17 protein-coding genes are annotated in these 19,835 nt (G+C 68.6%); 7 read left to right on the top strand and 10 right to left on the bottom strand.

All coding sequences use genetic code 11. The annotated features are described in order from the left end of the window. Positions 1-121: 121 nt before the first annotated feature. Positions 122-1,498: an MATE family efflux transporter gene (locus tag C0541_RS18635; protein ID WP_115050856.1), complete on the top strand. Its 1,377-nt coding sequence runs from the start codon at positions 122-124 to the stop codon at positions 1,496-1,498. Positions 1,499-1,582: 84 nt separating this feature from the next. Next, complete coding sequence (gene sppA, locus C0541_RS18630; RefSeq protein ID WP_115050853.1) at positions 1,583-3,484, top strand: signal peptide peptidase SppA; 1,902 nt, start codon at positions 1,583-1,585, stop codon at positions 3,482-3,484. 278 nt (positions 3,485-3,762) lie between these two features. On the opposite strand, the gene C0541_RS18625 is transcribed toward sppA, so the two are convergent. Further along, on the bottom strand, positions 3,763-3,978 hold the full coding sequence (locus tag C0541_RS18625) for a hypothetical protein (RefSeq protein ID WP_115050851.1): 216 nt from the start codon (positions 3,976-3,978) through the stop codon (positions 3,763-3,765). 106 nt (positions 3,979-4,084) lie between these two features. Between C0541_RS18625 and C0541_RS18620 the strand changes: the two genes are divergently transcribed. Then, positions 4,085-4,861 carry an SDR family oxidoreductase gene (locus C0541_RS18620; RefSeq protein ID WP_024938534.1) on the top strand — a complete coding sequence of 259 codons (777 nt, stop codon included), beginning with the start codon at positions 4,085-4,087 and terminating at the stop codon, positions 4,859-4,861. 438 nt (positions 4,862-5,299) lie between these two features. On the opposite strand, the gene C0541_RS18615 is transcribed toward C0541_RS18620, so the two are convergent. From C0541_RS18615 to C0541_RS18575, 9 genes are all read right to left on the bottom strand, one after another. Then, positions 5,300-5,968: a DUF4124 domain-containing protein gene (locus tag C0541_RS18615; RefSeq protein ID WP_115050848.1), complete on the bottom strand. Its 669-nt coding sequence runs from the start codon at positions 5,966-5,968 to the stop codon at positions 5,300-5,302. Then, complete coding sequence (locus C0541_RS18610; RefSeq protein WP_115050847.1) at positions 5,965-6,729, bottom strand: DUF4124 domain-containing protein; 765 nt, start codon at positions 6,727-6,729, stop codon at positions 5,965-5,967. The genes C0541_RS18615 and C0541_RS18610 overlap by 4 nt, the downstream gene beginning before the upstream one ends. Positions 6,730-6,818: 89 nt before the next feature. Next, positions 6,819-7,382 carry a Sua5/YciO/YrdC/YwlC family protein gene (locus C0541_RS18605; RefSeq protein ID WP_115050845.1) on the bottom strand — a complete coding sequence of 188 codons (564 nt, stop codon included), beginning with the start codon at positions 7,380-7,382 and terminating at the stop codon, positions 6,819-6,821. Between the two features lie 8 nt (positions 7,383-7,390). After that, positions 7,391-9,904 (bottom strand): DNA topoisomerase I, encoded by a 2,514-nt coding sequence (locus C0541_RS18600; RefSeq protein WP_115050843.1) that lies wholly within the window; start codon positions 9,902-9,904, stop codon positions 7,391-7,393. A gap of 182 nt (positions 9,905-10,086) precedes the next feature. Beyond that, positions 10,087-11,331, bottom strand: a complete 1,245-nt coding sequence (locus C0541_RS18595; RefSeq protein WP_115050841.1) for an RDD family protein — start codon at positions 11,329-11,331, stop codon at positions 10,087-10,089. Between the two features lie 27 nt (positions 11,332-11,358). Then, complete coding sequence (locus C0541_RS18590; protein ID WP_115050840.1) at positions 11,359-12,093, bottom strand: pilin; 735 nt, start codon at positions 12,091-12,093, stop codon at positions 11,359-11,361. Between the two features lie 37 nt (positions 12,094-12,130). Further along, positions 12,131-12,604 (bottom strand): DUF494 family protein, encoded by a 474-nt coding sequence (locus C0541_RS18585; RefSeq protein ID WP_003484452.1) that lies wholly within the window; start codon positions 12,602-12,604, stop codon positions 12,131-12,133. Positions 12,605-12,647: 43 nt separating this feature from the next. After that, complete coding sequence (gene dprA / locus C0541_RS18580; protein ID WP_115050838.1) at positions 12,648-13,784, bottom strand: DNA-processing protein DprA; 1,137 nt, start codon at positions 13,782-13,784, stop codon at positions 12,648-12,650. A 71-nt stretch (positions 13,785-13,855) separates the two neighbouring features. Then, entirely contained in the window at positions 13,856-14,992 is a 1,137-nt protein-coding gene (locus C0541_RS18575; RefSeq protein WP_115050837.1) for a LysM peptidoglycan-binding domain-containing protein, read from the bottom strand. A 132-nt stretch (positions 14,993-15,124) separates the two neighbouring features. Between C0541_RS18575 and def the strand changes: the two genes are divergently transcribed. The 4 genes from def to C0541_RS18555 all read left to right on the top strand — a co-directional run bounded on the left by def (position 15,125) and on the right by C0541_RS18555 (position 19,747). Next, on the top strand, positions 15,125-15,637 hold the full coding sequence (def, locus tag C0541_RS18570) for a peptide deformylase (protein WP_115050835.1): 513 nt from the start codon (positions 15,125-15,127) through the stop codon (positions 15,635-15,637). A 108-nt stretch (positions 15,638-15,745) separates the two neighbouring features. Next, the gene (gene fmt / locus C0541_RS18565; RefSeq protein ID WP_115050834.1) at positions 15,746-16,669 is read left to right on the top strand and encodes a methionyl-tRNA formyltransferase; all 924 of its coding nucleotides are present in this window, start codon (positions 15,746-15,748) and stop codon (positions 16,667-16,669) included. Next, positions 16,669-17,979 (top strand): 16S rRNA (cytosine(967)-C(5))-methyltransferase RsmB, encoded by a 1,311-nt coding sequence (gene rsmB / locus C0541_RS18560; protein WP_115050832.1) that lies wholly within the window; start codon positions 16,669-16,671, stop codon positions 17,977-17,979. The genes fmt and rsmB overlap by 1 nt, the downstream gene beginning before the upstream one ends. Positions 17,980-18,025: 46 nt before the next feature. After that, positions 18,026-19,747, top strand: a complete 1,722-nt coding sequence (locus tag C0541_RS18555; protein WP_115050830.1) for an ArnT family glycosyltransferase — start codon at positions 18,026-18,028, stop codon at positions 19,745-19,747. Positions 19,748-19,835 lie beyond the last annotated feature (88 nt).

Raw genomic sequence — 19,835 nt, 5'->3', positions numbered from 1 at the left:
GGCGTGATCCTGCCGACGACAGCAGCTGCCCGTGTCGCAAGTCCGGGTAAGATGGCGGCCCCACGCGACCCGGTGCCAGCGCCTCCCGGCACGGCCGTAGTCCGCGCAGCGATCGGTTGTCATGTCTGTCTCTCCTGCACCCACCTCCGCGACGCCGCGCTTCGCCGCGGAAGTGCGCACCACCGGCCTGCTCGCATTGCCGCTGGTGCTCGGCCACGTCTCCACCGGCCTGATCGGGTTCGTTGACAACGTCATCGCCGGCCACCACGGCACCGCCACGCTGGCGGCGGTCACCATCGGCACCTCGCTGCTATGGCTGCCGATGCTGGTGCCGATCGGCACGCTGATCTCGTTGACCGCCTCGGTCTCGCAGCTGCGCGGTGCCGGCCGCGAGCACGAGATCGGCCCGCTGTTCCGCCAGGCCCTGTGGCTGTCGCTGGGACTGGGTGCGGTGATGTTCGCGTTCCTGAGCGCGGTGCCGCCGCTGCTGCCCACCTTCGGGATTGCGCCGGATATCGTGCCGGGCGCGACCGACTTCCTGCACGCGGTGCGCTGGGGCGGGCCGGCGCTGACGTTCTACTTCTGCATGCGCTACCTCAGCGAGGGCATGCACTGGACCCTGCCGACCATGCTGCTGGGCTTTGGCGGCCTGCTGGTGCTGGCGCCGCTGGGCTATGCGCTGACCTATGGCAAGTTCGGCTTCGCCGAGCACGGTGCGCAAGGCCTGGGCATGGCCTCGGCGATCACCATGTGGGTGCAGGCCAGCGTGTTTGCGCTGTATCTGTGGCGCTCGCGCCGCTTTGCGCATCTGCAGTTGTTCGCCCATCTCGAGGGGCCGCGCTGGCGTGCGATCGGCGACCTGTTGCGCACCGGTCTGCCGATCGGCATCACCGTGCTGATGGAGGGCGGCCTGTTCATCGTCACCGCCCTGTTGATCGGCCGGCTCGGCTCCACCGAAGCGGCCGCGCACCAGATTGCGATCAACGTCGCGCAGCTATGCTTCATGATTCCGATGGGCGTGGCCGAGGCCACCACCGTGCGGGTCGGGCATGCGGTCGGGCGCGGCGATCCGCTCGGCATGCGGCGCGCGGCCTTGGCCGGCTACGCCATCGTGCTGGGCACCCAGGCCTTGTCGGCCAGCGTGCTGTTGCTGGGCCACGATGCCATCGTGAGCGTCTATACCGATGACGTGGCGGTGGCGGCGCTGGCCTCGGTGCTGCTGCTGTTTGCCGCCACGTTCCAGTTTCCCGATGGCATCCAGGTGCTGTCCAGCGGCGCGCTGCGCGGCCTCAAGGACACCCGCGTGCCGATGTTCCTGGCGATGTTCTCGTACTGGGGTGTCGGCATGCCGATCGGCGCCGGGCTCGGCCTGGGGCTGGGCTGGGGGCCGCAAGGCATGTGGATCGGTCTGATTCTGGGCCTGACCGTGGCGTCGGTCCTGATGGGCGTGCGCTTCCGGCAGACCGGCCGGCGACTGACTGCCGGCACGACCCCCTGACTTCCAGCGCATGCCGCGCGCGCCACGCAGCCGGTATGCTGGACACCATTGAATTGCATACAGCGTCTTTTGACGGAGTTTTCCATGAACCACCCCGTGCGTCGCAGTCCCATCGCCAGTTTCTTCGTCGGCCTGTGGGATGTGATGAATTTCACCCGGCGCCTGATCTTCAACCTGGTGTTCTTCGGTTTCCTGTTCCTGGTGCTGCTGCTGTTCGTGGTGGCGATCGCGCGGGGCGACGGCACCAAGCCGCTGGCCGAGCGCACCACCCTGGTGATCAACCCCGAGGGCACGCTGGTCGAGCAGTTCAGCGCCGATCCGGTGAGCCGCTCGCTGGCCAAGGCGGTCGGCGACAAGAGCGCCGAGGAAGTGCAGCTGCGCGACCTGGTGCGGGTGATCGAGGCGGCCGGCAAGGACCGCAAGATCGAGCGGGTGGTGTTGAACCTGGACAAGTTCCAGCCCGCCGGCTTCGCCTCGCAGCGCGAAGTGGCCGCGGCGCTGCAGAAGCTGCGCGCCTCCGGCAAGCAGATCGTCGCCTTCAGCGAGAGCATGAGCCAGGGCCAGTACCTGCTGGCCGCGCAGGCCAACGAGGTCTATCTCGACCCGATGGGCAGCGTGCTGCTGGAAGGACTTGGCCGTTACCGGCAGTACTTCCGCGAAGGCCTGCAGGACAAGCTCGGCGTGGACGTGCATCTGTTCCGCGTGGGCGAGTACAAGTCCGCCGCCGAGCCGTACATCCTCGATGCCGCGTCGGCCGACGCCAAGGAAGCGGACCTGTTCTGGATGAACGACGTCTGGCAGCGCTACCTGGCCGATGTCGGCACCGCGCGCAAGCTCAGCCCGGCGCAGCTGACTGCCGGGATCGACACCCTGCCCGAGGGCGTGACCGCCGCCGGTGGCGACCTGGCCAAGTTCGCGCTGCAGCAGAAGCTGGTCGACGGGCTCAAGACCCGCGAGGAAGTCGATGCGCTGCTGACCAAGCGCGGCGTGGCCGACAGCGATGCCGACAGCGGCTTCCGCAACATCGGTTTCAACGACTATCTGAGCCAGCTGCAGGCGCAGCGTTCGGCGATGGACAGCCGCCCGCAGGTGGCCGTGGTGGTGGCCGCCGGCGAGATCAGCGGCGGCGAGCAGCCGGCCGGCCGCATCGGTGGCGAGTCCACCGCCGCGTTGCTGCGCCAGGCGCGCGACGACGACGAGGTCAAGGCGGTGGTGCTGCGCGTGGATTCGCCCGGCGGCGAGGTGTTTGCCTCCGAGCAGATCCGCCGCGAGGTGGTCGCGCTCAAGCAGTCCGGCAAGCCGGTGGTGGTGTCGATGGGCGATCTGGCCGCCTCGGGCGGCTACTGGATCAGCATGAACGCCGATCGCATCTATGCCGACCCGTCGACCATCAGCGGCTCGATCGGCATCTTCGGCATGGTGCCCAACCTGACCCGCGCGCTGGACAAGATCGGCGTGCACACCGATGGCGTGGGCACCACGCGGTTTGCCGGCGCCTTCGACATCACCCGTCCGCTGGACCCGGCCGCCGGCCAGGTGATCCAGGCGGTGATCAACAAGGGCTACGCCGACTTCACCGGCAAGGTGGCGCAGGCGCGTCACCAGTCGGTGGACGCCATCGACAAGGTCGCACGCGGCCGTGTGTGGAGCGGTGCGCAGGCCAGGCAGCATGGCCTGGTGGACGCGTTCGGCGGCATGTCCGAAGCGGTGGCCGATGCGGCCAACCGCGCCAAGCTGAGCCGCGGCAAGTTCCGCGTGCGCTACGTGGAAAAGCCGGCTACGCCGTTCTCGCAGTTCATGAGCGGCTTTGCCGGCAGCCGCATGGGTGCCTGGATGCTGGGCGATTCGGGCATGGCACGTGCATTGCTAGCACGCTCGCTGCCGGAAGTGGACACGCAGCTGCGCTTCGTCGAAGACGCCGTGCACGACAGCAAGGCGGGCGGCACCCCGGTCAAGTCGCTGGCGTACTGCTTCTGCGGGTTCTGACGCGGCAGGTTCGCAACGTGATGGATCGACAACGCCGGCCTTGTGCCGGCGTTGTTGTATCAGCGCTCAGGCGATGCCGCGATGCGGGCGCGCCAACGACGCAAATTGGATGGCAGAACGCATGGCGCCACGATCAAGGGCAGTCAGCCATGGGACGATCGAACGCATGCGTGTTGGCCGTGCGCACAGAGGCAGTGCGCGCCTTGCGCGCAATCGCATGCGCGCACGTGCATTGCTGCTGGGACCGGAACGCGCGCGTGTCGGACAGCAGGCTTCGGTTACTGCGTGGCCGCATCGATCGCCTTGCGTTGACCGTCTGCGGCCTGATCGCTTGCTGCCTGCATTGCATGCGCCTCGCTCAACGGCTGCTGGATGTGGTCGCGCAGGGCGGTGGCCTGCGGCTCGGGCTTCTGCTCGGTGGGTGCAGGTTGCGGTCGCTGACAGGCGCCCAGCAGCAGCATCAGGCTGGTGGCAGGAATCCAATGCCGTTTCATCGTCGTGACCTCGCTCGGGGTGGCGGTATCCTAACGCCGGGGCCATCGTTGCGCGTCAACTGCGCTGCGGTGGCCGTTTCCGGCGTCTTGAAAGAGGATCACCCACGTGACAACCCATCGTTGGCGGCTGGATGGACAGACCGCGCTCATCACCGGTGCCAGCGCCGGCATCGGCTTTGCCATCGCGCGCGAATTGCTGGCCTTCGGCGCGGATCTGCTGATGGTGGCGCGCGATGCCGATGCCCTGGCGCAGGCACGCGACGAGTTGGCCGAGGAATTTCCCGAGCGCGAGCTGCATGGGCTGGCCGCCGATGTGGCCGACGATGAAGAGCGGCGCGCGATCCTGGACTGGGTGGAAGACCACGCCGATGGCCTGCATCTGCTGATCAACAACGCCGGCGGCAACATCACCCGTGCGGCGATCGATTACACCGAGGACCAATGGCGCGGCATCTTCGAAACCAATGTGTTCGCCGCCTTCGAGTTGTCGCGGTATGCGCATCCGCTGCTGACCCGCCACGCGGCCTCGGCAATCGTCAATGTCGGCAGCGTCTCCGGCATCACCCATGTGCGCAGCGGTGCGCCCTACGGCATGACCAAGGCCGCGTTGCAGCAGATGACCCGCAACCTGGCGGTGGAATGGGCCGAGGACGGCATCCGCGTCAACGCGGTGGCGCCGTGGTACATCCGCACCCGTCGCACCTCCGGGCCGTTGTCGGACCCCGATTACTACGAGCAGGTGATCGAACGCACTCCGATGCGCCGCATTGGCGAACCGGAAGAAGTCGCCGCCGCCGTCGGCTTCCTCTGCCTGCCGGCCGCCAGTTACATCACCGGCGAATGCATCGCGGTGGATGGCGGCTTCCTGCGCTACGGGTTCTGACACGCCTGCGTGCGTGGTCACCCGGACAGTGCCTGCGCGTGACATCGGACGATGCGCAGGCGTGCGCCGAGCCGTCGCTGCGCACGCTCTCCGGTGTTTGTCCGCTGCGCCTGCGTGCGAGTCAGGCGGCAGCGCAGGCGGTATAACCATCGGCGAATCGCGGCGAGGGGCGCTGCATCCGGTGTCGTTGCACTGCGCGGCGGCATCGCTTCTGCAACGTTCAAGGAGAGATGTCGCCATGCCGAAGCCGTCGCTGTTGTCNGGTGTCGTTGCACTGCGCGGCGGCATCGCTTCTGCAACGTTCAAGGAGAGATGTCGCCATGCCGAAGCCGTCGCTGTTGTCCTTGCTGTGCTCCCTTCAGCCCGGCAAGCGCAGCGTCTGCGCACTGGTTGCCATGCGCTGCAACACCGGTTGCACCATCATCGCCGGTCGCAGCATCACGGCGTTGCGGACGCAGTCGCGCAGCGGCTTTCGTCCAGTACCCGGCGCATCTGCAGGTAGCGTTGCTTGCGCTCGGCCGATTGCGCCTCGTCGGAGAAACGCCAGGTCGATTCGGCCTGCTCGGCACGCTGGCGCCAGGCCTCGCACAGGCGCTGGTCCGGCACCGGCGCGCAGCGGTCGGTGACCACTTCGCAGGCGCTGCCGCCGCCGGTCGCCGGACCGCCGGCCAGGTTGGTGGTCTGCATCGGCAGGCAGCGCGTGGCCGGCTCGCGGTCTTCGGTGAAATAGCGCCCGTTGTCGTGTGCGGTGCATTCGAACAGGGGCGGCGGTGGCAACGTCGATGTCGAGGTTGCGGCAGCTGGTGTCGCCGCCGGCGGTGCCGTCGCTGCGGCCGGGGCGGCAGCGGGGACATCGGTCGGAGGCATGGTCCGCGGCGGCGCAGCCGGCGCCGTGCGTGCCGGCGATGCGGCGCCCGATCCGCCTTGCGTCAACGGTACCGCGGCCGGTGCCGTCATCAGTCTTTTCTGCTGCTGCATGCCTTTCGGGCATGGCATGTTCTGCACGGTGAGCGCGCCGGCCGGATCGGTGCAACGGTAGATCGCCACTTCCTGCGCGCCGGCCAACGAGGCACTCGCCAGCAGTGCCAGCCACGGCCAGCGCCTCATGCGCCGCCGCAATCGCGTTGCTGGCGCGCTTCGATGCCACGCTGTTCGCGGCTCAGATCCTGGCGCTCGCTCTGCAGGGCGTTGTTGTAGCGGCGGATCAGTTCCCAGCGACGATCGGCCAGGCGCGCGCAGACTTCCTGTTCGGGCAGGGCATGGCATTCGTCGCGGATCTGCACATTGCCGTACGGCACGATCACCGTGCCGCCGTAGCCGCCGCCGTTGTAACCGCCGTGGTAGCCGCCGCCGAAGCTTGCGCTGCCGCGCAGGCTTCCACCGCGTCCGGTGCCTCCCTGCACCGCGGCCGCCGGGCGCGGGCTGACCGAGATCGGCGGACGCTGGATGCCGCCGCCGTTGACCGGCGGGGCAATGCCATTGCCCACATAGGCCGGGCCCCAGGTCGGCACCCAGCGCGGATTGCCCTCCGGGCTGTCGCTGGTATAGCGGTTGCCATCTTCGGTGGTGCACTCGTACATCGGCTGCGGCGGCTGCACGGTGATGATGCGCACCTCGCGCGGTGGCTGCGTCGCGGCGGCGGCCGGGGTGGCGACGGCGCGCTGCGGTTGCGGTGGCGGATCCTGCGGGCGCTGCAGGTCCAGCACCTGCTGGCGTCCGCCGCTGCACGGCGCATCCTGCAGGGCGACGGTGCCGGTGCTGCTGACGCAGCGGTAGATCCGTACATTCGGATCCGGTTTGCTGGCGGTACTGGCTGCCGACACAGGCAGCGCGGTGGCCAGCAACAGAAGGGTCAGGACGGTACGCATGGCCGCAGTGTGCGCGTCTGCCCGGCTATGGGCAAAGGGGGGAGGCGGTGTCCAGGCAAGCGCGCCGACGGGCGGCAGGTGGCGGCCGCTCAGTCGCGCAGGATCTGCCCGCTGCGGCCATCGCGGATCTGGGTCGGTTGCGCCAACGCGCCCACGGCACCATCCGTCACCCCGTCGATGCTGGCCAGCAGGGCCGGGTCCAGCGCCTGCCGGCTGCGCGCGGGTGGTTCGCCGGCCAGGTTGGCGCTGGTGGAGACCAACGGGCCGCCCCAGGCCGCGCAGAGCGCGGCGACCACCGGATGCGCGCTGATGCGCACCGCCAGCCCGTCGTGCGTGCCGGTGACCCAGTGCGGCGCCCGGGTGGTGATCGGCAGGATCCAGGTGTGCGGGCCCGGCCAGCTGGCCAGCACCTCATCCCGGCGTGCCGGTTCCAGCGCGTCGATGTCCACCCAGTCGCGCAGCACCTCGATGCCGGACGCCACCACGATCACCCCCTTGTCGACCGGGCGACGCTTGATCTCCAGCAGCCGCAGCACGGCTGCCTGCTGCGCCGGGTCGCAGCCCAGCCCCCAGACCGCCTCGGTCGGGTAGGCGATCACGCCGCCCTTTCGCAGGGTGGCAACGGCGCTGTCCAGGCTCAGCGTGTGATCCATGCGCTGCCTCAGCCTGCCGCCTTGCTCGCAGTTTTCTTGACCACGCGCTTGGTCGCTTTCTTGGTCGCAGTCTTCTTGGCGGGCGCCTTCTTCGCAGCGGTCTTGGTGGCCGCTTTCTTCACCGCGGTCTTCTTGGCTGCAGCGTCTTTTGCTGCGGCATCCTTGGCCTGCTTGGCCGAATCCTTCACCGCGTTCTTCTTGAGCGTGGCCTTCTTGGCGCCGAAGCCCTTGCGTACCGGCTTGCCGGTGTCGGCCAGCAGCTGCTGCACCTCCTCCAACGTCAGCGAGGACGGCTCGCGATCCTTGGGGATCTTGCCATTGAGCTTGCCATCGCTGATGTACGGGCCAAAGCGGCCGTTGAGCACCTGGATGTCGCTGCCTTCGAAGTCCTTGATCACGCGGTTGCGTGCGATCTCTTCCTTCTCCTCGATCAGGAACACCGCGCGCGCCAGGTCGATGGTGTACGGGTCGTCTTCCTTCTTCAGCGAGGCATACACGCTGCCGCGGCGCGCAAACGGGCCGAACCGGCCGATGCCGACGCTGACGTCCTGGTCCTTGTCCTGGCCCAGCGCGCGCGGCATCTTGAACAGTTCCAGCGCGTCCTCGATGGAGATCGAATAGATGCTCTGGCCCGGCCGCAGCGAGGCGAAGGTGGGCTTTTCCTCGTCTTCGACGGTGCCGATCTGCACCATCGGGCCGAACCGGCCGATGCGCGCGCTGACTTCCTTGCCGCTGACCGGGTCGGTGCCCAGCACGCGCACGCTGCCGGCGTCGGTCTTGTCCAGCGAATCCTTCTTGTCCTCGACCAGTTCCTTGAACGGGCCCCAGAACTTCTCCATCAACGGGATCCAGTCTTCCTCGCCACGCGAGACCGCATCCAGGTCGTCCTCGAGCTTGGCGGTGAAGTCGTAATCCACGTAGCGGGTGAAATGCCCGGACAGGAACTTGGACACCGCACGGCCCACGTCGGTGGGGCGGAAGCTGCGGCCTTCCATTTCCACGTACTTGCGGAACTGCAGGGTCTGGATGATCGAGGCGTAGGTGGACGGCCGGCCGATGCCGTATTCCTCCAGCGCCTTGACCAGCGCCGCTTCGGTGAAGCGCGGCGGCGGTTGGGTGAAGTGCTGGTCGGTGACGATGCGGTCCAGCGGGATGTTGTCGCCGGCCTTCATCAGCGGCAGCTTGCGGCCTTCGTCCTCGTCCTCGCTGCTCTTGGTGTCCTTGCCTTCTTCGTAGACCGCCAGGAAGCCCGCCACCACCACGGTGGTGCCGCTGGCGCGGAACACGTGCGCGCTGCCGGCCGACAGATCGACGCTGACGGTGTTGAGCGTGGCCGGGATCATCTGGCAGGCCACGGCGCGGCGCCAGATCAACTCGTACAGGCGACGCTCGTCGTCGGACAAAAAGCGCGCCACCTGCGCCGGGGTGCGCAGCGCCGAGGTCGGACGCACCGCCTCATGCGCTTCCTGTGCGTTCTTGGACTTGGTGGTGTAGGCGTTGGGCTGGTCCGGCAACGAGGCGGTGCCGAAATCGCGCGCGATCACATCGCGGATTTCCGCCAGCGCGTCCTGCGACAGGTTCACCGAGTCGGTACGCATATAGCTGATCAGGCCGACCGAGCCTTCGTCGCCCAGCGCCACGCCTTCGTACAGTTTCTGCGCCACCTGCATGGTCTTGCGGGTGGTGAAACCGAGCTTGCGCGAGGCTTCCTGCTGCAGCGTGGAGGTGGTGAATGGCGGGGCAGGGCGACGCTTGCGCTCCTTGCTGGCCACATCGGTGACATGCAGCACGCCTTGGGCGGCCTGCTGGATGCGCAGCCGCGCCGCTTCGGCGGTATCGCCGTCGGTGACGGTGAACTGCTCGAACTTCTGCCCGTCCAGCTTGATCAGGCGCGCATTGAACGGCTGCGACGGATGCCGGCAATGCGCATCGATGGACCAGTATTCGCGCGCGATGAAGGCTTCGATCTCCTCCTCGCGCTCGACGATCATGCGCAGCGCCGGCGACTGCACGCGGCCGGCCGACAGCCCGCGCTGCACCTTGCGCCACAGCACCGGCGACAGGTTGAAGCCGACCAGATAGTCGAGCGCGCGGCGGGCCTGCTGCGCATCGACCAGATCGGCCGCGATCGCGCGCGGCTTGAGCATGGCTTCCTTGATCGCGCGCGGGGTGATCTCGGTGAACACCACCCGCTGCATCGTCTTGTCCTTGAGCAGCCCGCGCTCTTTCAGGATCTCGGCGATGTGCCAGCTGATCGCCTCGCCCTCGCGGTCCGGGTCGGTGGCCAGATAGATGTCGTCGGCGCTCTTGGCCGCGCGCGCAATGGCTTCGACATGCTTCTCGTTCTTCTCGATCAGGTCGTAGCGCATCGCAAAGCCATTGTCCGGATCGACCGCGCCCTCCTTGGGGACGAGATCGCGCACGTGCCCATACGAGGCCAGGACGGTGAAGTCCTTGCCGAGGTATTTATTGATCGTCTTGGCCTTGGCAGGCGATTCGACGATGAGCAGGTGCTTGGGCATGGTGGCGAATTCTTTGGGCAGGGCCCGGGGGGCGGGTAGCGTGGCCTAATTGGCCGGTGGAGGGAAGCAGATCGGCTGTTTCCCACAGGTCAACGCCCGGGAAACGAGCCCGGGCGTTCAGTTCTCTTATTAGAAAGATCACGGCGGACGCCGCCGTGTCAAGCGGCCAGTGTCGCGAACTGCTAGTTCTGGCTCATTCCGATGGCGGCCAGCAGGAAGGCCAGCACCACGACCGAGAACACCAGCAGCACCGCATAGATGGCCAGGACCACGATGGTGACCGTGTCCAGGCCCCTGGATTGCCGCTCAGGCTGATCGGTGAACGCCCAGCGGTCCACCACCAGGGTGTCGCAGACCTTGTCGTGCGGGGCCTGCTTGCGCGCGGTCATGCCGGCCATGAATGCCGCCACGATCGCGCCGATGCCCAGGGTGAGCACGCTGATCAGCATGTAGGCCAGGTAGCGCAGCACATTGCGCCAGAAACCGACCCGGCCGCCGTTGCTGTCGGCGCGCACCAGCTTGATGCCGCAGGCAAGCTTGCCCAGGCTGGCCTGGTGCCGGCTGGACTGCATCCAGGCGAAATACAGCGTCGGGATTGCCAGGCCGATGCCATAGGACAGCACCAGGATGGCGATGCCGAGCGCGCTGCCGTCGTCCAGCGCCGAGCCGGAATCGCCGCGGGTGGTTGCCAGCGCCACGACGAACACCAGCGGGATCACGATCAGGTACACCGCAACGGTGGTGATCAGGCTGTCCAGGATGCTGGCGGCCACACGCCGCCACAGGCCGGCGTAGACGACCGGGGCATCATCCAATGCAACGGTGGCTGCAGGCGCGGCGGCAGAGCCCCAGGCATCCGGAACTGGTACGCCGGCGGATGTTTGTGGCGAGGCATGGGCAGGCGTGGCCGGCACGTCCGCGGTGGTGGTCAGGATCGGGTTTGAGGCTGCCGGGGGTGCGGCCGCGTCTGCCGGCGTGGTGGCCCAGGCCACTGGATCGACCGGTGCAGCATCTGCCGGGGCAGCGTGCTCGCGCGCCGGAAGCTGCCGGTGATCGACCGCGGCAGGCTGATCGGCAAGGCCGGGGGCGGTCTGCCCGGGCGCAGCGTCTGCAGTGGGGGCGGCAAATGGCGTGGCTGCGGCGGGCGTACGGTCCGCCGCGCCGCTGGACGGGTCAACCGTCGCCTGCGGCGCGCTGCGCGGAACGTCCAGGTCCGCATCTGCGGTCGGCGCAGGAGGCAGTGGCACGGCCGTGGCGACGCCCAGCTCGGCCGCGACCTCGCCAAGTGTTACCCACTGCGGCAAGCCTTCGCGCCAGACCAGGCTGGATGCATCGATCAGGCCCTCGGACAGGCGCGCGCGAAGCGTGTCCGTGTCCACCGGCCCCTGGCGCTCGCGTCGTGCGTCGGCGTAGTACCACTGCGTCATTGAAGTCCCCTTGGGTAAAGCGATTGACTAGCCGCGGCAGTCCGGCGGAAGGTGGTTGTCCTCGATCTCGGAGCTGCACTGCCAGGTGCCGGCGTCCGCGTCGAAATCCAGCCATAGCGCCTTGCCATCGATCCTGGTCATGCCCGGCGCATGCAGCAGTGCCTCGACGCCGCATTCGGTGGTGTCGAAACGGCCGATCTGCACGCTGGCCAGGACCTGGTCTGCATACCGCTCGGGCGCAAGGAAGCCGGCGTCGCCATTGACCGGGCAACGGCCTTGCCGGGCGAGAAATCCGGCGATCTGCGGCTTCAGGGGCGCCAGCGCCGTGACCGCCCGGGCGACCTTGGCGCGCGCGGTGTAGTCCTGGTACGCCGGCAGCGCGATCGCCGCCAGGATGCCGATCATCGCCACCAGCACGAACATGCCCACCACCGCGCCCAGCACCAACGCCAGCGGCCATCCCGGCCCGTTACCTGGCTGGAACTGCACTGACGGAGCGGGGGAACTGGCGGGTGCATGGTGAGCCGCCGCAGGCGGACCCGGGGGCAGTGGCGGCGGCAGCGCCGCGGCGCGCACATCGGTGGAGACCGGCGGCCCGAGTTCGTCCGCACACGCTGACAGCGGCACCCATCGGGCGAATCTTTCGCGCCAGACCAGGGTATCCAGTGCGATCACGCGATCGCGATACAGCGCCAGCAAGGCCTCGCCGTCCACCGGGCCATGCCGGTGGCGATTGCCCTCGGCATAATACCAACTGCTCATTGCCGTCCCCTCGCACGCTTCCGTTGCGGCTTCCGCTTCAGTGTACGGGTTCAGGCTCGTCCAGGAACATCTGCGTTTCCATCCAGGCATAGGCCGCTTCGGCGCCCGGCTGGTTGAACAGCACCATCAGGACCACCCATTTGAGGTCGTCCAGGTCCAGTTCGTCCTGGTCCAGCGCCATGGCGCGGTCCAGCACCAGCTCGCGCTGGTCGGCGTCCAGGATGCGGTGCTGTTCCAGGAACAGCAGAAACCCACGGCAGTCCACATCGAGCTTGTCCAGCTCCGGGCCGTGGTAGATGCGTACCGGTCCATCGACATGCGGGCGCGCGACACTGGGCCGCTGCTCGGAGAGCGCGTCCAGCCAGTCGAAGGCCTTGCTGATTTCTGCGGGACTGAAACCGGCCTGGATCAGGCCGTTCTGAAGCGAGTCACGGTCGCGGACCAGGTCCGCATCTTCGCTGAAATAATGTTCGAACAGGTACAGCAGTACATCAAGAATGCTCTCTTTCATTGCCCCTCGGCCTGCGTCGCGCGACGCTGTGGAGGTGAAGAAACTAGGGATTGCGGGTATAGCGACCGTGCTCGGTGACCACGTCTCCCTCCAGTTCCATGATGATCAGCATGGAGGACAGCGCAGCGGCCGTCAATCCGGTGCGTTCGACCAGGCAATCCATAGGGGTTGGGTCGTGGCCCAGCGCCTGCCACAAGCGCTGGTAGTCCGGATCCGGGCGCGCCGTGCCGGCCTGCGCTGGTGTCCTGGCCTGATCAGTGGGGGCAGCCAGGCGCTGGCGCAAGGCGTCTGCCAGTTCGCCCGACAGCAGGCGCAGGCCGTCGATGACCTGGGCCGGCTCCTGCGCCAGGGTGGCGCCCTGGCGGATCAGGTGATGGCAGCCGCGCGCGAGCGGATTGTGCAGCGAGCCGGGCAGGGCGAAGACCTCGCGCCCGGCCTCAGCCGCCAGCCGCGCGGTGATCAGCGCCCCCGAGCGCATGGCCGCTTCCACCACCACGGTGCCCAGGGCCAGCCCGGCGATGATCCGGTTGCGGGCCGGAAAGTGCCCGGCGACCGGCCCGGTGCCGGGCAGGTATTCGCTGACCACCGCACCACGCGCGGCGATGCGATCGCGCAGGGACTGGTGATGCGCGGGATAGGCCACGTCCACGCCGGTACCCACCACCGCCACGGTGATGGCCCCGGCGCGGGCAAGCGCGGCCTCGTGTGCGATCGCGTCCACGCCGGCGGCCATGCCGCTGACGATGGCCAGGCCGGCGCCGGCCAGGCTGGAGGCGAATGCACGGGTGTGGTCGCGGCCGCCGGCGGTGGCGGAGCGGCTTCCGACCACGGCCACGCCCGGGTGCCAGAGCGCGTTCGGGTCGCCATCCACGAACAGGGCCAGCGGCGGATTGACGATGTGGCGCAGCAGGGCGGGGTAGTCGGGATCGCTCCAGCCGATGACGTGGTGTCCGGGTTGATCGCACCAGCGCAGCGCCGTGTCCAGCAACTGCTTGTCCGGAGCTTGCAGGCGCGCTGCTTGCTCCTCGTCGCAACCGGCGGCGCGCCATGCTTCGGATCCGCCCGCCAGGATCTCGGCCGGTGCGCTGGCATTCGTCAGCAGCGCCCGTCGCGGCGGGCGGCGGCCGCCAGCCAGCACCAGGATCAGGAGTGAACGCAGGTCGGGAGCGGTCAGGTTCATGGGGCCAGCGTAGGCCGCATACGCCGACGGCGCCCTCGGGCGCCGTCGCATTACCGCATCGGAATTTTCGCTTACTGCGCGTCGGGATGCTTGACGAAGTAGCCCAGGCCGGTCGGCTTGACGCTTTCCATCACCAGCGCATAGCTGACCTTGTCGAAGGTGCGGAACACCATCGCGTGCGAGGCGTATTCGTCGGGCAGGCCGACGGTGGAGCCGGCCGGGCCGCTGAAGTCGTCGTCGGTCCGCGAGAAGCGCGAATGCTTGACGCGGTCGCTGACCGTGCGGCCCTTGCGCCAGATCGAGAACACCGTGCCGTTGTTGATGCCTTCGCGGGCACCGCCGGAAATGGCGATCACATCGCGGGTGCCGCCGACGATGAAGGCGTCGGAGATGGCCAGTACCCGCAATTCGGTCTGCAGGGCCTGTTCCGACGGCGGATGCGGGATGAACTGCAGGTCGTACGGCTGCGCCTCGACGGCGACGATGCGATCGCCTGCGCGCACTTCGCGGCCGCTGTCCTGCAGCAGCAGGGTGGCCGCCTTGGAGTTGCCGCCCGCCGCGCTGCGCGTGATGGTGCCGACGTTGACCTGTGCCAGCTCATAGCCCAGGAACTCGCGGCGCGTGCTCGGCGCGATGTAGTTCTTCCAGATGTTGCCGGCGCCTGCGGTGATGTTGCCGGCCGCATCGAGGTCTTCGTTGTGCTTGGGCAGGCTGAACTTCACCGTCGGGCGCACCACCGCAAAGCGCTGGCCGGGCTGTGCAGCGTCCAGGCCGACCACATAGGCCACCTGGCCGGTGGTGGCGCGCGCGCGGCCGCCTTCCAGGCCCACCACGTACGGCAGCTGGTCGAAGTCGTCGGTGACGCGCAGGTTCTTCAGGAACGGCTCGACATCGGCCAGCGGAATCGCGTTGATCGGCGCTTCCTGGCGCGGACCGGGCTGGACGCTGCCCTTGGCGACGCGATCCAGGTAGGCCAGGCTGATCACGTCACCGGGATAGATCAGGTGCGGATTCTGGATCTGCGGGTTGGCCTGCCAGATTTCCGGCCACAACCACGGCTTCTGCAGGAAACGTCCAGCGATGTCCCACAGGGTATCGCCCTTGCGGACCACGTAGGTGTCTGGATGCTCGCCCACCGCTTGCGCGGCAGCGTAGGTCGCGACGGTCAGCATCGCCGCGGCGACGACCGTACGAAGTCGGTTCAACATGAGTACCTTCTTGCCTGATTCCCCAACAGGTCCGCGCACTATAGTGCAGAAACCGGGGCGCCACGCAAGCATTGCGCTAGAATGACAGCGTCTTGCCGGCGCAGCGCCGGTGTTCCCAGACCGGTAATCCCAATGGCTCTGCTCCCTATCCTCGAATTCCCCGACCCGCGGCTGCGCACCAAGGCCGTGCCGGTCGATGCTGCCGAGCTCACCAGCCCGGCCTTCCAGACCCTGCTCGACGACATGTTCCAGACCATGTACGAGGCGCCCGGCATCGGCCTGGCCGCCAGTCAGGTGGACGTGCACAAGCGTTTCATGGTGATCGACGTCAGCGACGAGAAGAATCTGCCGCAAGTGTTCGTCAACCCGGAGATCGTGGGCAGGCAGGGCGAGCAGGTGTACCAGGAAGGCTGCCTGTCGGTACCGGGCATCTATGCCGATGTCGCCCGCGCCGACGCGATCACCGTGCGCTATCTCGACCGCCACGGCAAGGCGCAGGAGCTGAGCACCGACGGCCTGCTGGCGGTGTGCATCCAGCACGAGATGGATCACCTGGACGGCAAGCTGTTCGTCGATTACCTGTCGCCGCTCAAGCGCGAGATGGTGCGCAAGAAACTGGCCAAGCAGCGCAAGCACGTGGCCTGACGGCCGGGATTTGGGATTTGGGAGTCGGGATTCGCAAAGCCGGTTCTCTCACCGATTGCCGAATCCGCCCTTGCGACTCCCCAATCCCCACTCCCGAATCCCCGCCCTATGAGAATCGTATTCGCCGGCACGCCGGATTTTGCCGTCGCCTCGTTGCGCGCCGCCGCGCAGCGGCATGAAGTGGTGGCGGTCTATACCCAGCCGGATCGGCCTGCCGGCCGTGGCCGTGGGTTGACGCCCTCGCCGGTCAAGCTGGAGGCGATCGCGCGCGGCATCCCGGTGCTGCAGCCGCAGACGCTACGCTCGCCCGAGGCGCTGGCCACGCTGCGCGCGCTCAATGCCGACCTGATGGTGGTGGTGGCCTACGGCCTGATCCTGCCCAAGGCGGTGCTGGCCGCGCCGACCCACGGCTGCTGGAACGTGCATGCCTCGTTGCTGCCGCGTTGGCGTGGCGCCGCGCCGATCCAGCGCGCGATCGAGGCCGGCGATACCGAAACCGGTGTCTGCCTGATGCAGATGGAAGCCGGGCTGGATACCGGCCCGGTGCTGCTGTCGCAGCGCATCGCCATCGGCGAGCAGGAAACCGGCGGCCAGCTGCACGACCGCCTGGCCGCGCTGGGCGCGCAGGTGCTGTCCGATGGCCTGGGCCTGCTGCGTGCCGGCATCCGTCCGGTGGCGCAACCGCAGCCGGCCGAGGGCGTGACCTACGCGCACAAGCTGGACAAGGCGCAGGCGCGGCTGGACTGGGCGCAGCCGGCGCAGGAACTGGCGCGGCGCGTACGCGCGTTCAATCCGTGGCCGGTGGCCGAAGCGCTGCTGGCCGGCGAGCGCGTGCGCCTGCACGGCGCGGTGGCGCTGGAGCTGGCGCATCAGCAGGCGCCGGGCACCCTGCTCGCTGCCAGCAAGCAGGGCATCGACATCGCCTGCGGGCAGGGTGCGCTGCGGGTGCGCGTGTTGCAGCGCGAGGGCGGCAAGGCGATCACCGCCGCCGACTACCTCAACGCGCGCCGCGACCTGCCGGCGCTGCGCTGATGTCGGCAGAGACCGCAACGTCGGGCGTCGGCTCGCGTCTGGCCGCGGCACGGGTGCTGACGGCGGTGTTCGACCAGGGCCGCTCGCTCAAGGCCGAACTGGCCGCGACCCTGCCGGGCTTGAGCGATCCACGCGACCGCGCGCTGGTGGAGGCGATCTGCTTTGCGGTGCTGCGCCGCCGCCCGGCCTATGACGTGGCATTGCGGCAATGGCTGGAACGCCCGCTGCCGCCGCGCGATGCCGAACTGAAGGCGCTGCTGATGGCCGGCTTCGCCCAGCTCGACGTGCTGCAGCTGCCCGCACATGCGGCGTTGTCGGCCACCGTGGACGCGTGCCGCGCGCTGGGCCGGCCGCGTCAGGCCGGCATGGTCAACGCGATCCTGCGGCGCGCCCAGCGCGAGGGGTTTCCGGCGGTGTCCGCCGATGCGGGCTGGCCGTCCTGGCTGCGCAAGCAATTGCGCGCTGATTGGGGCGACCAGGCCGAGAGCATCTTTGAGGCAAGCGCGCAGATGGCGCCGATGTGGCTGCGCGTGCAGCGCTCGCGGATCGACCCGGCCGGCTATGTCGCAGGCCTGGCCGCGCTGGGCATCGGCGCCGAAACGGACGCGGTGTTGCCCGATGCGGTGCGTCTGCACGGCGCGGTGCCGGTGAGCCAGTTGCCGGGCTTTGCCGCCGGCGATGTCTCGGTGCAGGACGGCTCCGCGCAGCAGGTGGCCGATGCGCTGGTGCTGGCGCCGTCTGCGCGTGTGCTCGATGCCTGCGCCGCACCCGGCGGCAAGGCCGCGCATCTGCTGGAGCGCCATCCCGGCCTGCAGCTCACCGCGCTGGATGTGGATGCGCGCCGGCTGGAGCGGGTGCAGCAGACCCTGCAGCGCACCGTGCCGGGCGCGCAGGCGACCCTGCATGTGGCCGACGCGGCCGAGACCGCCGCCTGGTGGGACGGCCAGCCGTTCGATGCGGTGCTGCTGGATGCGCCGTGTTCGGCCACCGGCGTGGTGCGCCGTCAGCCGGACGTGCTGCTGCATCGCCGTGCCGACGATATCGACGCCCTGTGTGCGTTGCAGGCGCGTCTGCTCGATGCCAGCTGGCGCACGTTGCGGCCGGGCGGGCAGCTGCTCTACACCACCTGTTCCCTGCTGGCGCGCGAGAACCAGGCGCAGGTGGATGCCTTCCTGCAACGCACTGCCGACGCACGGGCGCAGCCGCTGGGTGCGCAATTCGGGCACGCGGCCGGTGCCGGACGGCAGCGTTTTCCCGGCGAGCGGCACTGCGACGGTTTTTTCTACGCGCTTTTGCTAAAAGCGTCCTGACCGCGCCGAACCCGGCGCTCCACCTGTGCCCCCATCGCCACCCGTCATGCTCAAGACTCGTGCTTCCACCGATTTCTGGCTGCTGGCCATCACCGCCGTGCTGGTGATCGGTGCCGGCCTGGGGCTGCGCGACCCCTGGCCGTCGGACGAGCCGCGGTTTGCACTGGTCGCCAAGCAGATGGTGATGAGCGGCGACTGGCTGTTCCCGCATCGCGGCAACGAGCTGTACTCGGACAAGCCGCCGATGCTGATGTGGCTGCAGGCGCTGTTCTACACGCTGCTGGGCAACTGGCGGGTGGCGTTCCTGCTGCCGTCGCTGCTGGCGGCGCTGGGCACGCTGGCCTGCGTGTACGACCTCGGGCGGCGGCTGTGGACCCGGCGCGTGGGGGCGTATGCAGCGTGGATGCTGCTGTTCACGCTGCACTTCACCTTCCAGGCCAAGAAGGCGCAGATCGATCCGCTGGTGGTGTTCTGGATCACCCTGGCCAATTACGGCTTGTTGCGCCATCTGCTGCTGGGGCCGGCCTGGCGCTGGTGGACGCTGGGCTGGTTCGCCGCCGGGCTGGGCGTGATCACCAAGGGCGTCGGCATCATCGCCCTGCTGATGCTGATCCCGGCCGGCATTGCGGCTGCGCGCGGCTGGCCGGGCGTGCGCGTGCATGTGCGCGATCGGCGTTTCTGGCTGGGGCCGCTGTTCTTCTTCGTCGCGATCCTGCTGTGGTTCGTGCCGATGATCGTGACCGCGCTGACCGCCGGCCAGCCCGAATACCGCGTCTATCTCAACGACATCCTGTTGCGCCAGACCGCCAAGCGCTACGCCAATTCCTGGGATCACGCGCAGCCGGTGTGGTACCACTTCAAGGGCATGGCCACGATGTGGCTGCCGACCATCCTGGTGCTGCCCTGGGCGATCCCGGCCTGGTGGCGCCGGCTCAAGCGACGCGATGCGCGCTATCTGTTGCCGCTGGCCTGGTGGCTGCTGGTGCTGCTGTTCTTCACCATTCCCAGCGGCAAGCGCGATGTGTACATCCTGCCGGCGCTGCCGATGGTCTGCCTGGCGCTGGCGCCGCTGGCGGCAGGCCTGCTGCGCCGCGCCGGGGTGCAGCGGCTGCTGTTCGGATTCGTGGTGCTGCTGACGCTGGCCTTCGCTGCCGGCGGTGCGGCGATGCTGATCGGGCACCCGGGGTTCGAGCAGAAGATCATGGACAGCCGCGGGGTCGGCAGCGAGGCCACCGACCCGCTCGGCTGGCTGCTGCTGGCGGTGGGCCTGTGGGGCGCGGCCAGCCTGTTGCTGCTGCGGGTGCGCCGCTCCGCGCTTGCCGCCGCCTCGCTGCTGGGCGCCTGGTGGGTGGCGTTCGGGCTGGTCTGCTATCCGATCTTCAACGATTCCAGTTCGGCCGGCGCGGTGATGCGCGAGGCCGGGCGCCGGATCGGCCCGGACGCGCAGCTCGGGCTGGTGGCCTGGAAGGAGCAGAACCTGCTGATGGCCGACCGCCCTGCGCAGACCTTCGGCTTCAAGGTGCCGTGGGAGCAGCAGTTGCAGCGGGCGGTGGCCTGGCAGGCACAACGCCCGGAGCACCGCTGGCTGATGGCGCAGGAGACCGCGCTGCTGGCCTGCGTGGACCGCAGCCGCAGCCAGATGGTGGGAGTGGCCAATCGTCGTCGCTGGTGGCTGGTACCGGCCGATGCGGTGCATGGCAGCTGCGTGGCGAGTTCCGAGCAGCGGGCAGTGGAAGCGCAGGAGCAGGGCAACCTGGACACCGAATGAGCCGCCGCAGCGCAGGTTCCCGCCGCCAACGGCAGCCGGTCAATGCCACCGCCGGCCGTCGTCTAGCATGGATTCATGCGGGACATCG

The organism is Xanthomonas arboricola, assembly GCF_003353015.1.
GTDB lineage: Bacteria > Pseudomonadota > Gammaproteobacteria > Xanthomonadales > Xanthomonadaceae > Xanthomonas > Xanthomonas arboricola_E.
The sequence above is the reverse complement of the archived record's forward strand: the minus strand, read 5'-3'. Positions and strand labels throughout refer to the sequence as shown.